This window comes from Streptomyces caatingaensis (assembly GCF_001187435.1).
GTDB classification, from domain to species: Bacteria; Actinomycetota; Actinomycetes; order Streptomycetales; family Streptomycetaceae; genus Streptomyces; species Streptomyces caatingaensis.
In genome coordinates, this window is sequence record NZ_LFXA01000004.1 from 172,019 (window position 1) to 190,268 (window position 18,250).

General features: G+C 73.5%; 15 protein-coding genes and 2 pseudogenes. 7 read left to right on the forward strand and 10 right to left on the reverse strand.

Translation table 11 applies throughout. From position 1 onward, the window contains the following. Positions 1 to 66 precede the first annotated feature (66 nt). Positions 67 to 761, reverse strand: a pseudogene (locus tag AC230_RS08160) (SIMPL domain-containing protein). Positions 762 to 961: 200 nt separating this feature from the next. On the opposite strand from AC230_RS08160, the gene AC230_RS08165 reads away from it, so the two are divergent. Beyond that, positions 962 to 2,782, forward strand: coding sequence for a bifunctional metallophosphatase/5'-nucleotidase (locus AC230_RS08165; protein WP_049715395.1), 1,821 nt, complete (start codon positions 962 to 964; stop codon positions 2,780 to 2,782). On the opposite strand, the pseudogene AC230_RS30870 reads toward AC230_RS08165, so the two are convergent. Then, positions 2,738 to 4,182: pseudogene (locus AC230_RS30870) on the reverse strand (lysine N(6)-hydroxylase/L-ornithine N(5)-oxygenase family protein). The gene AC230_RS08165 and the pseudogene AC230_RS30870 overlap by 45 nt on opposite strands. Before the next feature lie 274 nt (positions 4,183 to 4,456). On the opposite strand from AC230_RS30870, the gene AC230_RS08175 reads away from it, so the two are divergent. Beyond that, positions 4,457 to 5,011: a F0F1 ATP synthase subunit B gene (locus AC230_RS08175; protein ID WP_049715397.1), complete on the forward strand. Its 555-nt coding sequence runs from the start codon at positions 4,457 to 4,459 to the stop codon at positions 5,009 to 5,011. Between the two features lie 321 nt (positions 5,012 to 5,332). Here the strand turns inward: AC230_RS08175 and AC230_RS08180 are convergent, their stop codons facing one another. After that, positions 5,333 to 5,641, reverse strand: coding sequence for a chorismate mutase (locus tag AC230_RS08180; RefSeq protein WP_049715398.1), 309 nt, complete (start codon positions 5,639 to 5,641; stop codon positions 5,333 to 5,335). 148 nt (positions 5,642 to 5,789) lie between these two features. Between AC230_RS08180 and AC230_RS08185 the strand changes: the two genes are divergently transcribed. Then, complete coding sequence (locus AC230_RS08185; RefSeq protein WP_049715399.1) at positions 5,790 to 7,544, forward strand: glycoside hydrolase family 35 protein; 1,755 nt, start codon at positions 5,790 to 5,792, stop codon at positions 7,542 to 7,544. A 230-nt stretch (positions 7,545 to 7,774) separates the two neighbouring features. Here the strand turns inward: AC230_RS08185 and AC230_RS08190 are convergent, their stop codons facing one another. From AC230_RS08190 to AC230_RS08210, 5 genes are all read right to left on the reverse strand, one after another. After that, positions 7,775 to 8,122 (reverse strand): antibiotic biosynthesis monooxygenase family protein, encoded by a 348-nt coding sequence (locus AC230_RS08190; protein ID WP_049715400.1) that lies wholly within the window; start codon positions 8,120 to 8,122, stop codon positions 7,775 to 7,777. Positions 8,123 to 8,196: 74 nt separating this feature from the next. Then, entirely contained in the window at positions 8,197 to 9,405 is a 1,209-nt protein-coding gene (locus tag AC230_RS08195; protein WP_049715401.1) for a sensor histidine kinase, read from the reverse strand. A 16-nt stretch (positions 9,406 to 9,421) separates the two neighbouring features. Continuing rightward, positions 9,422 to 10,105: a response regulator gene (locus AC230_RS08200; protein ID WP_049715402.1), complete on the reverse strand. Its 684-nt coding sequence runs from the start codon at positions 10,103 to 10,105 to the stop codon at positions 9,422 to 9,424. A gap of 224 nt (positions 10,106 to 10,329) precedes the next feature. Then, the gene (locus AC230_RS08205) at positions 10,330 to 10,923 is read right to left on the reverse strand and encodes a hypothetical protein (RefSeq protein WP_049715403.1); all 594 of its coding nucleotides are present in this window, start codon (positions 10,921 to 10,923) and stop codon (positions 10,330 to 10,332) included. A 320-nt stretch (positions 10,924 to 11,243) separates the two neighbouring features. Then, entirely contained in the window at positions 11,244 to 12,053 is an 810-nt protein-coding gene (locus AC230_RS08210; RefSeq protein WP_049715404.1) for a serine protease, read from the reverse strand. Positions 12,054 to 12,303: 250 nt separating this feature from the next. Between AC230_RS08210 and AC230_RS08215 the strand changes: the two genes are divergently transcribed. Next, positions 12,304 to 13,173, forward strand: a complete 870-nt coding sequence (locus AC230_RS08215; protein WP_049715405.1) for a hypothetical protein — start codon at positions 12,304 to 12,306, stop codon at positions 13,171 to 13,173. Positions 13,174 to 13,221: 48 nt separating this feature from the next. Here the strand turns inward: AC230_RS08215 and AC230_RS08220 are convergent, their stop codons facing one another. Next, positions 13,222 to 14,316: a glycoside hydrolase family 113 gene (locus AC230_RS08220; protein WP_049715406.1), complete on the reverse strand. Its 1,095-nt coding sequence runs from the start codon at positions 14,314 to 14,316 to the stop codon at positions 13,222 to 13,224. Then, on the reverse strand, positions 14,313 to 16,115 hold the full coding sequence (locus AC230_RS08225) for a DUF2334 domain-containing protein (RefSeq protein WP_241833135.1): 1,803 nt from the start codon (positions 16,113 to 16,115) through the stop codon (positions 14,313 to 14,315). The genes AC230_RS08220 and AC230_RS08225 overlap by 4 nt, the downstream gene beginning before the upstream one ends. A gap of 179 nt (positions 16,116 to 16,294) precedes the next feature. On the opposite strand from AC230_RS08225, the gene AC230_RS34275 reads away from it, so the two are divergent. From AC230_RS34275 to AC230_RS08235, 3 genes are all read left to right on the forward strand, one after another. Continuing rightward, positions 16,295 to 16,426 (forward strand): hypothetical protein, encoded by a 132-nt coding sequence (locus AC230_RS34275; RefSeq protein WP_277816847.1) that lies wholly within the window; start codon positions 16,295 to 16,297, stop codon positions 16,424 to 16,426. A 358-nt stretch (positions 16,427 to 16,784) separates the two neighbouring features. Then, positions 16,785 to 16,985, forward strand: a complete 201-nt coding sequence (locus tag AC230_RS08230) for a hypothetical protein (RefSeq protein ID WP_049715408.1) — start codon at positions 16,785 to 16,787, stop codon at positions 16,983 to 16,985. After that, entirely contained in the window at positions 16,982 to 18,250 is a 1,269-nt protein-coding gene (locus tag AC230_RS08235; protein WP_049715409.1) for a glycosyltransferase, read from the forward strand. Before AC230_RS08230 ends, AC230_RS08235 begins: the two co-directional genes overlap by 4 nt.

Here is an 18,250-nt window from a genome sequence, read left to right on the forward strand (position 1 = left end):
TGACAAGTAGTGAAACGTGCACGGAGGTGCTCCGATGAGCGGTGGAACACCCCCGGCGCGGCGGGTTCAGAGCACGGGCGGGGTCATGGTCAACCGGGCGTTGACCTGCGCGTAGACGGTCTGGCGCTGGGGTTCGAGGTCGAGGGCGGCGGGTGCGGCGCCGCCGTAGCCGGCGGAGCGCAGGGCTCCGGCGGGGCGGGGGCGGGGCCCACGGGGACGGCGTGTTCGGCTCCGGTGTCGGCGAGTTCGACGAGGGCCACGAGCCGGGAGCCGAGCGCCTCGGCGTATTCGCGGGCACGCTGGACGGCGTCGTGGACGGCCTGGCGGCGCGCCTCGCGGTGGGCGGGCGAGTCGGTGCGGAGGTCCCACCAGGGGCCGTCGAGGCGGGTGAGTTCGAGGTCGGCGAGGCGGGTGGTGAGTTCGCCGAGGACGGTGAAGTCGCCGAGGGTGGCGGTGAGGTGGACGTGTCCGCGGTAGGCGCGGATGCGTTCGTGGCGGCCCTTGTCGTTGAGCTGGGGGGTGATGGTGACGGCGCCTGTCTCGATCTTCTCGACGGCGTCGCCGTGGGTCTTGAGCAGGTCGATGACGTGGTTGTTGCGGCGGGTGAGGTCGTCGAGGGCCTTGTGGCGGTCGGTTCCCCGGGCGCTGACGGTGATTCCGAGTCGGGCGATTTCGGGGTCGACTTCGAGGTGGGCCTCGCCGCGGACGGCGACGCGCGGGGTGTCGGGTGTTCCGTAGGGCAACGGCTCGGGTGCGGTCATGTGCCAAGCGTCCCAGCCGGCGTGGGCCCGCGGGACCGGTGGGAGTCATCGATTCGCAACCTTGGCGGGGTGGTGGGGGAGCGGTCGGGGAGGCCAGAATCTACGCGCGTTGTACCGGAGGGTGACGTGGGCCGTCACCCTCCGGTGCCGTGTTCGGACGGATGGACGCCGTGGGGTGTCCGGTAACGGGATGGGGAGACATGCCGATCGACCGCAGGGGTTTTCTGGGCCGGACGGCCGCCACGGGTGCGGGGGTGGCCCTGACGGGGGCCGTGGGGGCCGTTCCGGCGGTCGCGGCCGCCCCCGGGGAGTCCGGCGGGGGCCGTGGTCACGGCCGGACGAAGCGGTACGCGTTCACCGTGATGGGCACCACGGACCTGCACGGGAACGTCTTCAACTGGGACTACTTCACGGACGCGGAGTTCGACGACAAGGCGCACAACGACGTGGGCCTGGCGAAGATCTCGACCCTGGTGCGCCGGGTCCGCGAGGAGAAGGGCCGGCGGAACACCCTGCTGATCGACGCGGGCGACACGATCCAGGGCACGCAACTGGCCTACTACTACGCGCGGGTGGAGCCGATCACGAAGGCGCACGGCCCGGTGCATCCGATGGCGCTGGCGATGAACGCCATGGGCTACGACGCGGCGGCGCTGGGGAACCACGAGTTCAACTACGGGATCCCGGTGCTGCGGAAGTTCGAGCGGCAGTGCCGTTTCCCGTTGCTGGGGGCGAACGCGCTGGACGCGCGGACGATGCGGCCTGCGTTCCGGCCGTACGTCATCAAGCGGATGCGGACCCCGCACGGGCGGGATGTGCGGGTGGCGGTGCTGGGGCTGACGAACCCGGGGATCGCGATCTGGGACAAGGCCAACGTCCAGGGGAAGATGGTCTTCCCGGGGCTGGAGGAGCAGGCGGCGAAGTGGGTGCCGCGGCTGCGGTCGATGGGCGCGGACGTGGTGATCGTCTCGGCGCACTCCGGCACCAGCGGTACGTCGTCCTACGGTGACGCGCTGCCGTACGTGGAGAACGCGGCGGCGCTGGTGGCGGAGCGGGTGCCGGGGATCGACGCGATCCTGGTCGGGCACGCGCACGTGGAGATCCCCGAGTACCGGGTGGTCAACCGGGAGACGGGCCGTGCGGTGGTGCTCTCCGAGCCGCTGAAGTGGGGGCAGCGGCTGACGCTGTTCGACTTCGACCTGGTGTGGGAGCGGGGCGGCTGGCACGTGGAGTCGGTGTCGTCCAAGGTGCTCAACGCGAACACGGTGGAGGAGGACCGCTCCATCACGCGTCTGGTGCGCGGCCAGCACAAGAAGGTGGTGGCGTACGTCAACGAGCGGATCGGGTCGTCCACTGCCGCGATGAGTGCGGCGGAGGCGCCGTACAAGGACACCCCGGTCATCGACTTCATCAACCATGTGCAGGCGGAGACGGTGCGTGCCGCGCTGGCGGGCACGGCGTACGCGGGCCTGCCGGTGCTGTCGCAGGCGTCGTGCTTCTCGCGGACGGCGGCGGTGCCGGCGGGCGAGGTGTCGGTGCGGCAGGTGGCGGGGCTGTATCCGTTCGAGAACACGCTGGAGGCGCGGCTGTTGACCGGTGCGCAGCTGCGGGAGTACCTGGAGTTCTCGGCCCGGTACTACGTGCGGACGCCGGCGGGCGGTCCGGTGGATCCGGCGAAGCTGACGAACGCCGAGGGCACTCCGGATTACAACTATGACGTGGTGAGCGGCCTCTCCTACGAGATCGACGTGGCGAAGGCGCCGGGGTCGCGGGTCGGGAAGGTGGTGTTCGAGGGCAAGCCGCTGGACGACGCGGCGCAGTTCGTGCTGGCGGTGAACAACTACCGGGCGAGCGGCGGGGGGAATTTTCCGCATGTGGCGCGGGCCCGGCAGCTGTGGGCGCATCCGGAGGAGATCCGGAACACGATCATCGCGTGGGTGCGGGCTCAGCGGGTGATCGATGTGGCGCGGTTCTCGTCAGTGGACTGGAAGCTGACGCGGGATGGTGTGCCGGTTTTCTGAGTCGGCGGCCGGTGCGGGGGGTGTGGTGCGGGGCCGCGGCGTGGGTCGCGGCTCCAGCCCGAATGTGGTGAAGGCGGTGCGTTCGGGGAGGGGGTAGTGGGTGGTGCCGGTGATGGCGTTGAGGATGGTGGCGCTGCGCCAGGTGGCGAGGCCGAGGCCGGAGCTGCCGACGCCGTGGGTGTGGGTTTCGGCGTTCTGGACGTGGATGGAGCCCTTGACGAGGGGGTCGAGGACGAGGCGGTGGTGGGTGTCGATGCGGGCGCGGCCGGCGGAGTCGCGGCGGATGTAGGGGTCGAGGGCGGCGAGGAGGCGGTCGACGCGGCGTTCGCGGTAGCCGGTGGCGAGGACGACGGCGTCGGTGGTGAGGCGGGAGCGGGTGCCCTGCTCGGGGTGTTCGAGGTGGAGTTCGACCCGGGTGGTGCCGACGCGGCCGGCGGTGCGGACGAAGACTCCGGGGGTGAGGGTGGTGTCGGGCCAGCCGCCGTGGAGGCTGCGGCGGTAGAGCTCGTCGTGGATGGCGGTGAGGGTGGCGGGGTCGATGCCGCCGTTGAGCTGCCACTGCTGGGGGAGGGTGCGGTCTCGGACGGGCTCGGGGAGGGTGTGGAAGTACTGGCTGTAGTCGGGGGTGAAGTGTTCGAGGCCGAGGCGGGTGTGCTCGGCGGGGGCGAAGGCGGGGGTGCGGGCGAGCCAGTGGAGGCGCTCGCGGCCGGCCGGGCGGTGGCGGAGGAGGTCGAGGAAGATCTCGGCGCCGGACTGGCCGGCTCCGATGACGGTGACGTGGTCGGCGGCGAGGAGGTCGGCGCGGTGGTGGAGGTAGTCGGCGGAGTGGTGGACGGGGACGCCGTGGGCCTCGGCGAGGGGCGGAGGGGTTCGGGGACGTCGGGGGTGGTGCCGATGCCGAGGACGACGTTGCGTGCGTAGGTGCGGCCGAGGGCCTCGGCTTCTCCGTCGGGGTCGAGCTGGGTGTAGTCGATTTCGAAGAGGACGCGTTCGGGGTTCCAGCGGACGGCGTCGATGTGGTGGCCGAAGTGGAGTCCGCCGAGGTGTTCGCCGACCCAGCGGCAGTAGGCGTCGTATTCGGCGCGTTGGATGTGGGTGCGCTGGGCGAAGTAGAAGGGGTAGAGCCGCTCGCGGGTCTTGAGGTAGTTCAGGAAGCTCCAGGGGCTGGTGGGGTCGGCGAGGCTGACCAGGTCGGCCAGGAAGGGGACTTGGACGCGGGTGCCGTCGATGAGGAGCCCGGGGTGCCAGCGGAAGGTGTGATTCTCGTCATAGAAGGCGGCCTTGAGGTCCGGGAGGGGGTGCGCGAGGGCGGCGAGGGAGAGGTTGAAGGGGCCGATGCCGATGCCGGCGAGGTCCAGCGGCGCGTCGGGGGTGTGGTCGGGGGACGGGGGGTTGGTCATGCGGGAGTGCGGCCTTCCCGTGGTCGGCGGTGGACCGGGCCGGTGAAGTGCGGCCTCTGTCCTTGGTGTTGAGCGGGGCCGGGCCTTTGCTGAGCGGCACGGAGCCGGTTCAAGCTACCGGCTGTGCCCGGCCGGTGACGCCTTGTGGGGGATGTTTCCCCCGATGGGGGTACTGCCCCGGCGGGCGGCGGGGGACCGGGGCGGCGGGGGGCGCGTGGAGCCGCGGCAGGGTGCGGGGAGCGGCGCGGGAGCGGCTTCGACTACCCTGCACCCCATGGCCATGATGAACCTCGCTATCGACATCGGACCGCTCAAGCCCGATATCGCCCCCCTGATCCTGGGGCTGGTGCTCTTCTTCCTCGTCTTCGCGGTGATCGCGAAGGGGATCCTGCCCCGGATCAACAAGGTCCTCGCCGAGCGCGAGCAGTCCACCGAGGGGCGCTTCGGCGAGGCCGAGGAGACGCGTTCCGAGGCGGAGCGGGTCCACGCCGAGTACCAGGAGCTGCTGGCCGAGGCCCGGCACGAGGCCGCGCGGCTGCGCCAGGAGGCGGTCGAGCAGGGCAACGCGATCATCGCCGAGCTGCGGGCCGAGGGCCAGCGCCAGCGCGACGAGATCGTCTCGGCCGGTCACGCCATGATCGACGCGGAGCGTGCGGTGGCGGAGGCCGAGCTGCGCGAGCAGGTCGGTGTGCTGGCCACGGAGCTGGCGGGCAAGATCGTCGGTGAGTCGGTCGAGGAGTACGCGCGGCAGAGCGGCATCGTGGACCGCTTCCTCGAGGAGCTCCGGACGGCGCAGCCGGCGGATGCCGTCGAGGACAAGCGCGGCTGACGAGCGGCAGCGTTTTTCGGGCCTGGCGTCCGTGCCCCGGTCGGGGTGCGGGCGCCTTTGTCGTGCGGGCCGGGCCGTGGGGGCTCGCGCGAGAGGGTTTCTCCCCGCCCCGCCCTTTCCCCGTTTCCCCAGGGGCCGCCCCTCCCCCCTCCCCCCGGCCCCGCGCTCCGCGCGGCCGAGCGGGGGCTCCGCCCCCCCTGCATCCCTGGCGGGGCCCCGCCCCCGCCCCCACGCCTGAGGCACGCCCCCAGCGCCCCCGCCTCCGCGGCTCCGGCCAGCCCGAAAGGCCCGAAAGGGCGGGCCAGGCTCGGAGGAGGCCGGTCAGGCGCGGGCGATTGTCTCGTGGTGGCGGATGACCTCGGCGATGATGAAGTTGAGGAACTTCTCGGCGAAGGCGGGGTCGAGTTTGGCGTTCTCCGCGAGGTCGCGGAGGCGGGCGATCTGGCGGGCCTCGCGGGCGGGGTCGGCGGGGGGCATCTTGTGTGCGGCCTTGAGGTGGCCGACCTGCTGGGTGCACTTGAAGCGCTCGGCGAGCATGTGGATCACGGCGGCGTCGATGTTGTCGATGCTGTCGCGGAGCCGGGAGAGCTCGGCGAGGACCTCGGGCTCGGGGTCGGTGCTGTCGTTCATGGTGCCCGAGCCTATGCGCAAGCGGCTCCGTCCGCGGACGGGGCGGATGGGACCGGTCCGGCGGCCCCGGTGACGGCGGCCCGTGTCATGGGCGACGATGTGCGCGGCCGGGCCGCGCGGGCCGGGGCCGGGAGGGCGGGTGGGAGCCATGCCGCAGGTCGCCGCGGACGACGAGGGGTTCCTGATCGGCGGCCGGCGGGTGCGGCTGCTGTCGGGCGCCGTGCACTACTTCCGTGTGCACGAGGGCCTTTGGGCGCACCGGCTGGGCATGGTGCGCGCGATGGGGCTCAACTGCGTGGAGACGTACGTCCCGTGGAACCGGCACGAGCCCGACGAGGGCGCGGTGCGCGGCCTGGGGGAGCTGGGCCGGTTCCTGGACGCGGCGGCCGCGGCGGGGCTGTACGCGATCGTGCGGCCGGGGCCGTACATCTGCGCGGAGTGGGACAACGGGGGCCTGCCGCACTGGCTGACGGGCCGGCTGGGCCGCCGGGTGCGCACCGGCGACCCGGAGTACCTGCGGGCGGCGGACGGCTGGCTGGGGGCGGTCGCGGAGGAGGTCGTACCGCGGCAGGCGGACCGCGGCGGCCCGGTCGTCCTGGTCCAGGTGGAGAACGAGTACGGCTCGTACGGTTCGGACCGGGCCCATTTGCGCTACCTGGTGCGCCGGTTGAGGGCGTCGGGGGTGAGCGTGCCGTTGGTGACCTCGGACGGCCCGGAGGATCACATGCTGACGGGCGGGACGGTCGCGGGGGCCGTCGCGACGGTCAACTTCGGTTCGGACGCGCGCGGGGCGTTCGCGGCGCTGCGCCGGCACCGGCCGCGCGGGCCGCTGATGTGCATGGAGCTGTGGTGCGGCTGGTTCTCGCACTGGGGCGGCGAGCGGGTGGTGCGGGACGCGGGCGAGGCGGCGGGGGTGCTGCGGGAGGTGCTGGAGTGCGGGGCGTCGGTGAACGTCTACATGGCGCACGGCGGGACGAGCTTCGGCGGCTGGTCGGGGGCCGACCGCGCCGGGGAGGAGCACTCGGGGGCGCTGCTGCCGACGGTGACGTCGTACGACTACGACGCGCCGATCGACGAGTACGGGCGGGCGACGGCCAAGTTCCATGCCTTCCGGGAGGTGTTGGCGGCGTACGGGGAGGCCCCGCCGCCCCCGCCGCCGCCCGCTCCCCCGGTGCTGTCCGCGCCGGTGCTGGTGCCCCTGGGGCAATGGGCGCCGCTGGGCGCGGTGTTGGACGTCCTGGGCGGGGCGGAGCGGGAGGGGCCGGTGCCGCCCTCGTTCGAGGAGCTGGGGGTGGACCGGGGCGTGGTCCGCTACCGCTTCGCGCTGCCGGGTCCGCGGGCGCCGCGGCCGCTGCGGGTGCGGGGGCTGCGGGACAGGGCGGTGGTGTACGTGGACGGGGTGCGGGTGGCCGTGCTGGACGCCGAGGAGGGGCTCGTCGGCGAGGTGGCGGGCCCGGCGGAGGTGGAGCTGTGGGTGGAGTCGCTGGGCCGGGTCGCCTACGGTCCGCGGCTGGGCGAGACGAAGGGACTCACGGGTGGGCTGACGCACGGCGGCGCCTACGTGCACGGGGTCCGGGCGCGCGGTCTGCGGCTGGCGGCGCCGGAGGGCGCGGGCGCGCTCGCGGCGGTGCCCTGGCGGGCCCCTGCCGGGGAGGGTCCGGGTCTGTACCGCGGTTCCTTCCGGGTGCCGGGTCCGGGCGACGCGACGCTCGAACTGCCGGGCTGGGGAAGGGGGTTCGTGTGGGTCAACGGTTTCTGTCCGGGGCGCTACTGGTCGGCCGGTCCGCAGGGCGCGTTGTACGTCCCGGGGCCGGTGCTGCGCGAGGGGCGGAACGAGCTGGTGGTGCTGGAGCTGGAGCGGGCGGGCGAGCCATTGGCGCGACTGGACGGGGACGTCCGGTGAGGGGCGTCCCCGGGTCCGCGTCCCGTCGGTCACCGGCCGATGACGGTGACCGACGGGACGGAACCCCGTGGGAGGGTTGTTCCCGAGATCGTGCGACGTGAAGCCGTCCGGACGGAACCAAACGGCGGTGCTTCTCCCCAGGGTCTCCACGTTTCCCCAGGGTCTCCACGTTCCACCCGCACCTCCCCCGTCCCCGGCGGGCGGGGGCGGTCAGGGCGGGGCGGGGGCGGTCAGGACCGGGCGGGGCGGGTGTAGCTGTAGGAGCGCTCGACGCGGGCGACGTGGACGACGAATTTCTCGTACCAGCGCTCGCGGCCCTCGGCCCGCGTGACGGCGTGCTCCGCCTGGTCGCGCCAGGCGCGTATGGAGGCGTCGTCGCGCCAGTAGGAGACGGTGATGCCGAGGCCGCTGCCGCTGAGCGCCGAGTCGATGCCGAGGAACCCCGGCTGCTCGAAGGCGAGTTCCAGCATGTGGGCCGCCCTCTCGTCGTAGTCCTCGCAGCCCTTGGTGATGAGGGCGCTGAAGACGACGACGTAGTAGGGCGGTTCGGGCAGCGTGGCGGGGGCGATGTCGCTCATCGTGTCCTCCGTGGCGGGCGGTCGGCGAAGGACAAGATCTCGCCTCCCGGCCGCGTCCGCAATCGCTCCCCCGGTCAGCCCCGGCGGCCGGGTCCGCCGGCCGCGCCGGGCGGCCGGGCCCCGCGCTCCGGGCGCGGCCGTTCCACCGGGAACACCGCCGTCACCAGCCAGCCGCCCTCCGGCGCCGGGCCGGCGCGCAGGCGTCCGCCCATGGCCTTGGCCCGTTCGGCGAGGCCGACGAGGCCGAAGCCGCCGCCGCGGGCCTGGTCGGTGAGGCCGGCGGGGCGGCGGCCGTCGTCGGCGACGCGCAGTTCGACGCCGTCGGGGACGCCGCGGACGCCGATGCGCACGGCGGTCGCGTCGGCGGCGTGCTTGCGGATGTTGGTCAGGGCCTCGCGGACGACGCGGTGGACGGCGGCGGCGACGTCGCCGGGCAGCCAGGTCTCCATGCCCTGCTCGATGTAGAGGGCGACGGGCGGTCCGGTGCGGGCGAAGTCCTCGGCGAGGGCGCGGACCTCGGGCAGGCCGGCGACCGGTTCCGTCTCGGGCTCGGCGCCCTCGCGCAGCACGCCGACGAGCCGGCGCATCGCCCCGAGCGCCTCCCCCGCGGAGCTCTCGATGCGTTCGAAGGCCCGTCCCGCCGCCTCTCCCTCCAGCGAGGTGAAGCGCGCCGCCTGGGCCTGCACGGCGATGCCGGTGATGTGGTGGGCGACGAGGTCGTGCAGTTCGCGGGCGAGTTCGAGCCGCTCGGCGGTGCGGACGGCGGCCATGTCCCGTACGCGCTGGGCGCCTTGGGCGCGCAGCAGCAGCGAGTAGGCGCCCACGACGACGGTCAGCACGCTGAAGACGGCGGTGAACCGGGCGGGGTTGAGGTCGCGCATGGGCGCGGCGAGGGCCGCCAGGGCGAGTGCCGGGCCCAGGACGGCGGCGACGCGCGCGGTGGAGCGCTGGATCACGGCGGTGAGCAGGACGAGCAGCGCGATGTCCTCCCCCATGCCCCAGACGACACCGGGGTGCCGCCCGGTCATCAGGACGGCGGAGGTGGTGCCGGAGACGGCCACGGCGGCGGTGGCCCGCGCCTCCAGCGGGATCCAGCCGTAGGGCACCGCGCACAGGCAGACGACGACGCCGGAGGCGAGCACGATGGCGTGCGGCGGGCTGGGCTGCCGGGTCAGGACCAGCCCCTCCCAGCCCACCAGCGCGAGCAGGGCGACGGCGAACGCGGCCTTGGCGGCGACGGCGCGGCGGGGGTGCCGGACGGTCCACCCGGCCCGTCTGTTCACGGCACCCGTCCGGCGTTCACGAACCGCCCGTGGCCAGCCCGCTCTCCCAGGCCCAGGCGGCGATCTCGACGCGGTTGCGGGCGTCGAGCTTGGTCTGCACGTTGGCGAGGTGGGTCTTGACCGTGGAGAGGGAGACGAACAGTTCGGCGGCGATCTCGGCGTTGGTGGCGCCGCGGGCCAGGCAGCGCACGACGTCGGCCTCCCGCTCGGTGAGCGGCTCGGAGGGGGTCTTGACCGCGGAGGGTTCCCCCGCGGCGGCCGGGGCCAGGTCGCGCAGCAGGCGGACGGTGATGGCGGGCGAGATCAGGGAGTCGCCGACGGCCGCGGCGTGCACGGCCTCGACGAGCATGGCGGGGCTGGCGTCCTTCAGCAGGAAGCCGGAGGCGCCGTTGCGCAGGGCGGAGTGGACGTACTCGTCGAGGTCGAAGGTGGTGACGATGACGATGCGGGGGCGGCCGCCGCGCCCGGGGTCGGCGGCGGTGAGGGCGGAGAGGCGGCGGGTGACCTCCAGGCCGTCGAGCTTGGGCATGCGGATGTCGAGGAGCAGGACGTCGGGCCGGTACCGCTCGACGGCCTCCAGGGCGGCCTCGCCGTCCACGACGTCGGCGACGACGTCGATGTCGGGCTGGCTCTCCAGGATCATCCGGAAGCCGGTGCGGACCATCTCCTGGTCGTCCGCGATGACCACGGTGATCGCCATGTCGTCCCCTCCGCCGGGGTGGGCCGGTACGGGTGGCCGGTACGGGCGCCCGGCGGGGTGGGCCGCCGCCGGCCGCCGTGCCGGGCGTCCCTCCATGTCACCGGGGGTGTGCCGGGGCCGCAACAGCAGGGCGCCGGGCCGCCGGGTGCCGGGCCGGGGCCGGGGGACTCCGCCGCGCCCACCCGTGGGGCGCTGCCGGGCCGCGGTGGGCTCGCCCGGCCCGCTCAGCCGTCCGCCCGTCCGGCGGCGCGGCGCCGCCCGAGGAGCCGTACGCCGTACGCGCCGCCGCCGACGGCCAGGAGCGCCGCGGTGCCCGCGACGAGCGGCCCGCCGACGTCGTGGTGGCTCTTGACCGTCTGCCCGGCCTGGACCATGCGCCGCACCGGGTTGCTGGCCGCCTGGCGGTGCCCGGCGGGCCGCTTCTCGACCTCGGACCGCTTCTCGACGGCGTCCTTCGCGGGCGGCCGCGCCGGGGCGGCCGGGCGCGACACGCCGCCGCGGTGCTCCCGCTGGGTGACCGGCGCCTGCCCGCGGCCGGTCGTCGCGGGCCGGTCCTTGGCGGCGGCACCGGCCGGGTGCTCCTGGGGGCGCTGCTGGACGACGGTGCGGTGGAGGGGGCTGAGGGGGGTGTGGCGGCCGTGCTCCCGGGGGCTTTCCCGCGGGCTCTCCCGGAGGCGTTCGTGGCTGACGACGGGCCGGTGGCCGCCGGGGTGGTCGCGGTGCCCGCCCTCCGCGGCGAAGGCACCGGTCGCCGGTACGAGTGCCGCGCCCACGGCGGCGAGGAGGGTGAGGGCGGCGGTGCGGGTCCTGGCGGGCACGTCGGGTGCCTTTCTGTCGGTCGTCCGGTGCGCGGGCGATGCCGCGGTGTCCTGCGCCCGCGGCGTCCGGACGTCCTCGCCGTCGTGGCCGCCGCGGCCACGACATCACGTTACGGCGGTTCACCCCGCGCACACCTCGGCTGTCCGACCATTTGCCGATCCGCCGAAAGGATGACGGCGGCCCGTCCGCGTCCTACCGCGGTCGCGCGGACGGGCCGCCTCCCGGCGGACTGCCGGAGGTCCGGCCGGGTGCTCGGCGGGGACGGTCAGCGGTGATCGGCCGTTGCCCAGCCGGTGATCACCGGTGACCGGCCGGTGGTTCAGCCGCCCAGGCTCGCGGCGCCCGCCGCGATGTCCTTCGCGAAGGTGCTCACCTTCGTGTAGACGCCGGGGTAGCCGGGCCGGGCGCAGCCCGTGCCCCAGCTGACGATGCCGACCTCGATCCAGGCGCCGGAGTCGTCCTTGCGGAACATCGGGCCGCCGGAGTCGCCCTGGCAGGTGTCCACGCCGCCGGTGTCGAGCTTGCCGGCGCATATCTCCTCGGCGGGTATGGTGCCGCCGCCGTAGGCGGAGTTGCAGGCGGCGTCGTCCACGTAGGGCACCTCGGCCTTGAGGAGGTGGTTCTGCTGGGCCCCGCCCTCCTTGTCGGCGCCCCAGCCGGCCACGGTGAAGGTGCCGGAGTTGTAGGCGGGGGTGTCGGCGGTCCTGAGGGTGGGCAGGTCGACCGGCCGGGCGAGCTTGATCAGCGCCCAGTCCTTGCCGGAGCCGTTGTAGCCGGGGGCCTGGAGGACCCGGGTGGAGCCGACCTTGACCGCCTGGGGGGAGTCGAGTTCGACGGCTCCGACGGTGGCGGTGATCGAGGTGTCGGCGCCGCTGCCGTTCACGCAGTGCGCGGCGGTGAGGACGATCTGCCGGGTGTAGAGGGCGCCGCCGCAGCCCATGGAGAGGCGGACCATCCAGGGGAACTCGCCCTGCTGGGCGGGGACGCCGCCGACGACGTACGGGCCGGGTTCCTTCGCCGGGCTCTTCGCGGGGGCCGCCTGGGCGCCGCCGGGCTGGAGGCTGAAGGCGGCGAGGGCCACCGCGCCGGCCGCGAGGCCTCTCTTCCATGCCGTGGTGTGGGTGCGCAAGGGACGTCCTTTCGTGGGAGGTTGCGCGCCTTTGCCAGGCTCATGACAACTCACTGGGGACACTCTGCCGATGACGAGCCCGGGTGGGCGCGCTGCGAGTATCGGAGCGGGCGGTTCCCCGCGGCAAGGACGGTTCCGGCCAGTGCGTACGGACCGTTCGGTCGGGGACTCCCGCCCGGCCCCGCCCCCGTTCCGGAGCCCGCCCGTACAGTGGAGACGGGCGGGCTCTGGAACGGGGCGGTGGTGGCCGGTGGGCACGGACGTCGAGATCCAGCACGGTTTCCCGCACCTGGCGACGGTGCACTCCGCGGTCACCGCCCTCTACCGGCGGCTCTCCGCCGAGGCCGTGCGCGGCTTCGCCACGAGCCTCCTCCCGGCCGACGTCGCCTTCTCCGACGACGAGGACCCCTACCTCGGCGTCCAGCGCGTCGCCGGGGCGATCGTGCGGCACCTGCGGCTGCCGGACGCGCGGATGATCGTCAGCTTCCACGGCATGCGGCAGGCGGCCGGCGTCGAACTCGCCGCCGGGCCCGAGTACTTCGTCGAACTCAACACGCGCTTCAAGGAGCACCGCAGGGACATCGGGGCGGCCCTCGCCCACGAGGTCACCCACGTCCTCCTGCACCGGCTCGGGCTCGCCTTCGCCGGCACGCGCGACAACGAGATCCTCACCGACACGGTGGCCTCGTACCTCGGGGCGGGGTGGCTGCTGCTCGACGCGTACCGGGAGGACGCGCTCACCACGCAGAAGCTCGGCTATCTCACGCCGGAGGAGTTCGGCTACGTCCTCGCCCTGCGGGCACGGGAGTTCGGGGAGGACCCCTCCCCCTGGTTCACAAGCCCGCGGGCGTACGACGCGTACGTCGCCGGGGCGGAGCGGGCGCGGCGGGGGCGGCGGCGGGCGCCGCTGGCGGGGGCCGGGCGGCCGGCCCGCCACCGGTACGCTCGGGACCGGCGCGCCGGGGTCTCGTCCGTGCCGGACGAATACGCCTTCGGGGGCGATCCGTTGCGGGTCAGCTTTCCGTGTCCGACGTGCCGGCAGTGGTTGCGGGTGCGGGTTTCGGGGAGGGTGCGGGTGCGGTGCGGGGTGTGCGGGGGTGTCGCGGAGTGCGACACGTAGGGATCGCGCCCCGGACCCTCCCCCGGAGGGGGCACCCCCTCCGCGGCGCTACCGCGCCGCACTCGCCCCCGCCCACCACCGCCTCAACACCCGCTCCGCCGGCTTCCCGTGCGGGGTGTACGCCAGCTTGCGCGGCGTCTCCCCCGCCCCCGGCCAGTCGTCCCACATCCACCAGCACACCCCGGCCCACCACGCCTTCCCCTCGAACGCGGCGAGCAACGCCTCGTAGCCCGCCGCCTGTTCGGCGTCACCGTTGGCCGTGCTGACCGTCCACGAGTAGGGGGCCGTCGTCGTGCCGCGCTGGCTGACGTAGCCGGCCTCGGTGAAGAGGATGCGGCGGTGCTCCCGCGCCGCGAAGGCGGCGAGTTCGTCGACGACGGGCTGCCAGGCCGCCCGCAGGGCCCCCGCGTCCGTCGTGGGCCGGTCGCCGAGCGGCCAGTAGGCGTCGATGCCGACGACGTCGAGGTCCTGCCAGAAGGCGACGTGGCGGTACTCGTCGTAGTTGGCGGCGTACGTCAACGGGCCCTTGTAGCGCGCCCGGACGGCGGAGACGACGCCTTTCCAGTGGCCGCCGTCCCCGGACGTCCCCGCCAGCTCGGTGCCGACCGCGAACTGCTCCGCCCCGGTCTCGGCGGCCAGTTGGGCGTAGTGCCCGATGAAGCGCCGGTAGACCGTGAACCAGGCGTCGGCGTCCTCGGGCCTGATCCCGGCCCGGTCCCCCTCGTTCCGCAGGTCGACATGCGGCTTGATCATGGCCTTGAGGCCGGCGTCGTGGGCGAGCCGGACGATGTGCCGCAGGCTGTCGTCGCTCGCGGTCTCGTCCGTGGGCCGGAAGTCCGCGTCCGTGACGCGGTCCTGGTACCAGGTGGGGGTGAAGGTCACCCAGCGCGCCCCGGTGGCGGCGATCTGCCGCAGATACGTTCCGGCCTCGGGGCTGTCGTAGTCGTCCTTGTTCCAGGACGGCAGCGTGATGCCCTTCAGCGGGGGCTCCTTCCGCTCGGCGGGCCGTTTGCCCGGACCGCGGCTCGCGGTGACGCCGGGGGACTCCCGGGGCTCCGAGGAGTCCGTGCCGGAGCAGCCGGCGAGGAAGAGGGCGGCCGCGGCCACGAGCCCGACGACGGCCGCCCCCTTCGTCGCGCTCACTGGCTCAGGTCCCCGGGGCCGACGAAGGTGTACCCGAGGGCACGGATGCCGTCGACCGTCTGCTGGAGCGCCGTCGTGCCGTAGTACGGGTGGTAGAAGAAGCTCGCCACCCCGTCGCGGACGGCCAGGTTGGCCCTGGCCGCGGCGACCAGGTCGGCCGGGAGCCGGGCCGGGTGGTTGTTGTAGGGCTCGGGCTCGTAGTTGCCGAGGTTCTCCGGCAGCACGGTGGTCCCGTAGACGTCCTTGACCGCGTACGGGAAGAACTGGCCGATGTAACGGCCGGCGTCCACCGGGGCGCCGCTCAGCGTGCCTGCGAAGTACAAGGATCGCTCCAGCCGGGCCGGGATGTTCTGTCCCACGACACGGTAGTCGGTGGCGGACGCCGCGTAGTGCGGAGTCGTCCACAGCGCCGGCTTCGGCAGCCCGGCCGCCGCGAAGCCCGCGAGCGCGGACGTCACGCGGGACTGCGCCCACACCGTCGAGTCCTCGGCGGGCGGCCCGTCGTAGACGACGTTGTCGGCGGCGTCGACGTGCGCCCGGAAGAACTCGAAGTCGTCGCCCGTGACGCCCGAGTACGGGTTGTTCACGTTGCTGTACTGATGGGTGTAGCCGTGGTCCATCAGCACCGCGCCGTGCGCCAGCATGTACTTGAGGGCGGAGACGACCTGCGGCGCCTGGGCGAGCGTGACCGTCTCGGGAACACCGTTGTTGTAGACGCCCTTGGGGTCCGTGTAGACGGGGATGACGTTGATGCCGTACGGGATCTTCTGTCCGTACAGGTAGTCCGCCGCCGCCCGCAGCTCGCCCGGGCTGGACTTGGGGCTGATGTCCTCCAGCCGTACGAACGCCCGGTGCCGCTCGGCGGTGGCCGGCGCGAGGCCGTCGAAGAGCAGGTCCTCGAAGACGATCACGCGGTCGGACTCGGAGACGTAGGTGAAGGGGATCTCCCCGACGTAGGTGAGGTTGCCGGAGCGGATCGCCCAGGGGCTGGTGTCGCCGGAGTTGGCGTCCGTGGCCTCCGCGAGCCGGGTCACCTGCGGGTAGCCGGGCCCGCTCACCAGCGCGGGGTAAAGCACGCCGCCGTCGTACCCGGCGGGGATCTTGCGGGTCAGCTGCTGTCCCTTGTACGAGACCCGGGTGATGTTGCCGACCGAACCGCCGGGCGCGTAGAAGGAGTTGGTGGGATCCCAGCCGTAGTGCTGCTTGAAGGTGTCCACGCCGACGGCGCCGGCCATGCCCCAGATGTTGTCCCCGATCCACGTCACGGGGTGGGTGGTGGCCAGGGCGTCCCGGTAGAACGCGGCGGGGACGGCGTCCGGGACGCCGCCGCCGTAGTAGGTGGAGCCGATGTAGACCGTGGACGTGTACTGGTCCACCATGCCGGCGGTGTACGCCGAGACGGGCTTGGCGGTCACGGTCCCGAAGTGCCCGGCGAGGTTGGCGGCGGCCATCGCGTAGAGCTCGCCGAGGTAGCCGTAGGGGCCGGTGGTGTCGTAGAGGACGAGCGCGGTGGCCGCCGAGGCGGCGGCGGCCCGCGGCCGGGCGACGGCGGGCACGACGCTCCCGGCGCCGGGGCGCGCGGCGGCGGGGGTGGCGACGGCGCTCTTCACCGCGGTACGCGGGTTCACCGCGGCGCCCGGTTTCGCCGCGGTGCCCGGCGTCGGCGCGGTGCCCGGCGTCGGCGTCGCGCGGCGCACGACGAGCTTGTGCCGGCCGCGGAGCCGGTCGTTGGCCAGCCGGGCGGCCTGCCAGGCCTTGAGGTCCTTGGTACCGACGCCCGAGAGGGCCGCGGTTCCCACGCCCTGGAGGGCGTGGGCCGCGTGTCCCTTGCCCCCCGGGGACCCGGCCGCGCCGGCCCCCTCCTGCGAAAGAGCGAAGCCGCCCAGCAGGGCGGCGGCTATCGAAAGCGCGACCGAGGCGCGGGAAATTCCCCGTCTCCGTACGGAATGACGCGCACGCATATGCGATTCCCCCCTGAGTGAACGCGGTGAACGCGGTGAACGCGGTGAAGCCGGATAACCCGGTGGATCCGGTGGATCCGATGGATCCGATGGATCCGATGGATCCGATGGATCCGATGGATCCGATGGATCCGATGGATCCCCGGTGATTCCCCGTGATCCGCGCGGATTTCCGGCACTTCCCCCCGGAAGCCGCCCCGCGACCGGCCCGGTGCGGGCCGACAGTTGGCCGATTCTGGTGGGGTGGAGGACCCCTGTCAATACGCTCCCGGCCCGCCCCCGGAAGCCGCCCCCGGCGCATTCCGAGCGCGCATTCGACCCCTCAATTGGTGCGGACCGCAGGCCACTTGCGTCACATTCCCGGCCCCACCAGCGAGAACTACCCGCGGGTCGGAAGAATTTACACATCCGATTCAACGATTTCTCCGATGTTCCGCTGAACGGACCGGGGGGTCTGGTACGTTCCCAGCGCACGCCTCGGAGGAGGCGAAAAATGGGGGGGAACCCATGTACGGAAAACCCGCTCTGGGCACCGTCGTGCCACTCGCCGGGCTGACGGTCGCCCCACAGGTCGCCCCGGGAATGCCGTTCGCCGAACGGCTCCAGCAAGCGGCCGGCGCCGGATTCGTGCTCTACTGCGCGGTGGCCGCGGGACTGATGACGCTCAAATTCTGGTACCAGATACGGAATTGGGGCGGCCGCTCGTGAACGACGTCTCCACGGCACTGATCTGGTCCAGCATCGCCATCATCGTGATGGCGGGCTGCTACAACACCGCCCTGTTCCTCATCTCCCGGCGCGGCTTCCGCAGATCCAGAGGCCCCCGGGAGCAGCGCTTCTACGTCTTCCTCCTCGCCTGCCTCAACGAGGAGAAGGTGCTCGCCGAGAGCCTGGCCCGCATCACGGCGCTGCCCGCCCGCAACACCCTGGCGCTCGTGATCGACGACGCCTCCGACGACCGCACCGCCGAGATCGCCGAGGCGGCCCTGCGCGCCGACCCCGGCAAGGTCCGGCTCCTGCGCCGCCACCTGCCCGACGCCCGCAAGGGCAAGGGCGCCGCCCTCAACGCCGGTATCCGGCACCTGCGTTCGTCCGGGCTGCTGGAGGGGCGCGACCCGCGGGACGTCATCGTCTGCGTGGTGGACGCCGACGGCCGGCTCGACCCGCACGTCGTGCAGGCGGTCGACCCGTACTTCGACAACCCCCGCACCGGCGGCACCCAGATCGGGGTGCGGATGTACAACCGCCACCAGGGGCTGCTGGCCCGGCTCCAGGACATGGAGTTCGTCATCTACGGCGACATCTTCCAGAGCGCCCGCCGCACGATCGGCAGCGTCGGGATGGGCGGCAACGGCCAGTTCATGCGGCTGGCCGCGCTCGACACCCTGATGGGCCCGGACGGCTCCGGCCCCTGGAGCGACTCCCTGACCGAGGACCTCGACCTCGGCGTCCGCCTGATCGCCCGCGGCTGGACCAACCAGCACTGCACCTCGGCCGCCGTCTCCCAGCAGGCCGTGCTCGACGTGCGGCGGCTCGTGCGCCAGCGCTCGCGCTGGTTCCAGGGCCACCTCCAGTCGGCGGGCCTCGTCCCGCTCATCGTGCGCGAAGTGCCCACCCGGCCCGCGCTGGACCTGCTCTACCACCTCTCCAGCCCGGTGCTCATCCTGCTCACCTCCCTGCTGCCGCTGTCCTTCCTGGTCGCGGTGGCCGGCACGGTCGTCGGCTCGTTCGAGGCCGGCCGCCCGCTGGTCTCCCCGATGTGGGTGATCGGTCCGTACGTCCTGTCGTTCACCGCCGCCTACGTCTACGGCTGGGTCTACTCCCGGCGCGAACAGGGCCTCGGACTGGCCCGCGCGGTCCTGCTGTCGCACGTCTTCATCTTCTACGGCTACATCTGGTTCGCCGCCGGGTGGTGGGGGCTGTGGCGGATGCTGACCGGCAAACAGACCTGGCTCAAGACCGCGCGCACCTAA

Excerpts from the sequence above, each read along its gene's own strand:
- AC230_RS08165 (WP_049715395.1), top strand. The coding sequence starts at position 962 with ATGCCGATCGACCGCAGGGGTTTTCTGGGCCGGACGGCCGCCACGGGT.
- AC230_RS08175 (WP_049715397.1), top strand. The coding sequence starts at position 4,457 with ATGGCCATGATGAACCTCGCTATCGACATCGGACCGCTCAAGCCCGAT.
- AC230_RS08180 (WP_049715398.1), bottom strand. The coding sequence starts at position 5,641 with ATGAACGACAGCACCGACCCCGAGCCCGAGGTCCTCGCCGAGCTCTCC.
- AC230_RS08185 (WP_049715399.1), top strand. The coding sequence starts at position 5,790 with ATGCCGCAGGTCGCCGCGGACGACGAGGGGTTCCTGATCGGCGGCCGG.
- AC230_RS08190 (WP_049715400.1), bottom strand. The coding sequence starts at position 8,122 with ATGAGCGACATCGCCCCCGCCACGCTGCCCGAACCGCCCTACTACGTC.
- AC230_RS08200 (WP_049715402.1), bottom strand. The coding sequence starts at position 10,105 with ATGGCGATCACCGTGGTCATCGCGGACGACCAGGAGATGGTCCGCACC.
- AC230_RS08230 (WP_049715408.1), top strand. The coding sequence starts at position 16,785 with ATGTACGGAAAACCCGCTCTGGGCACCGTCGTGCCACTCGCCGGGCTG.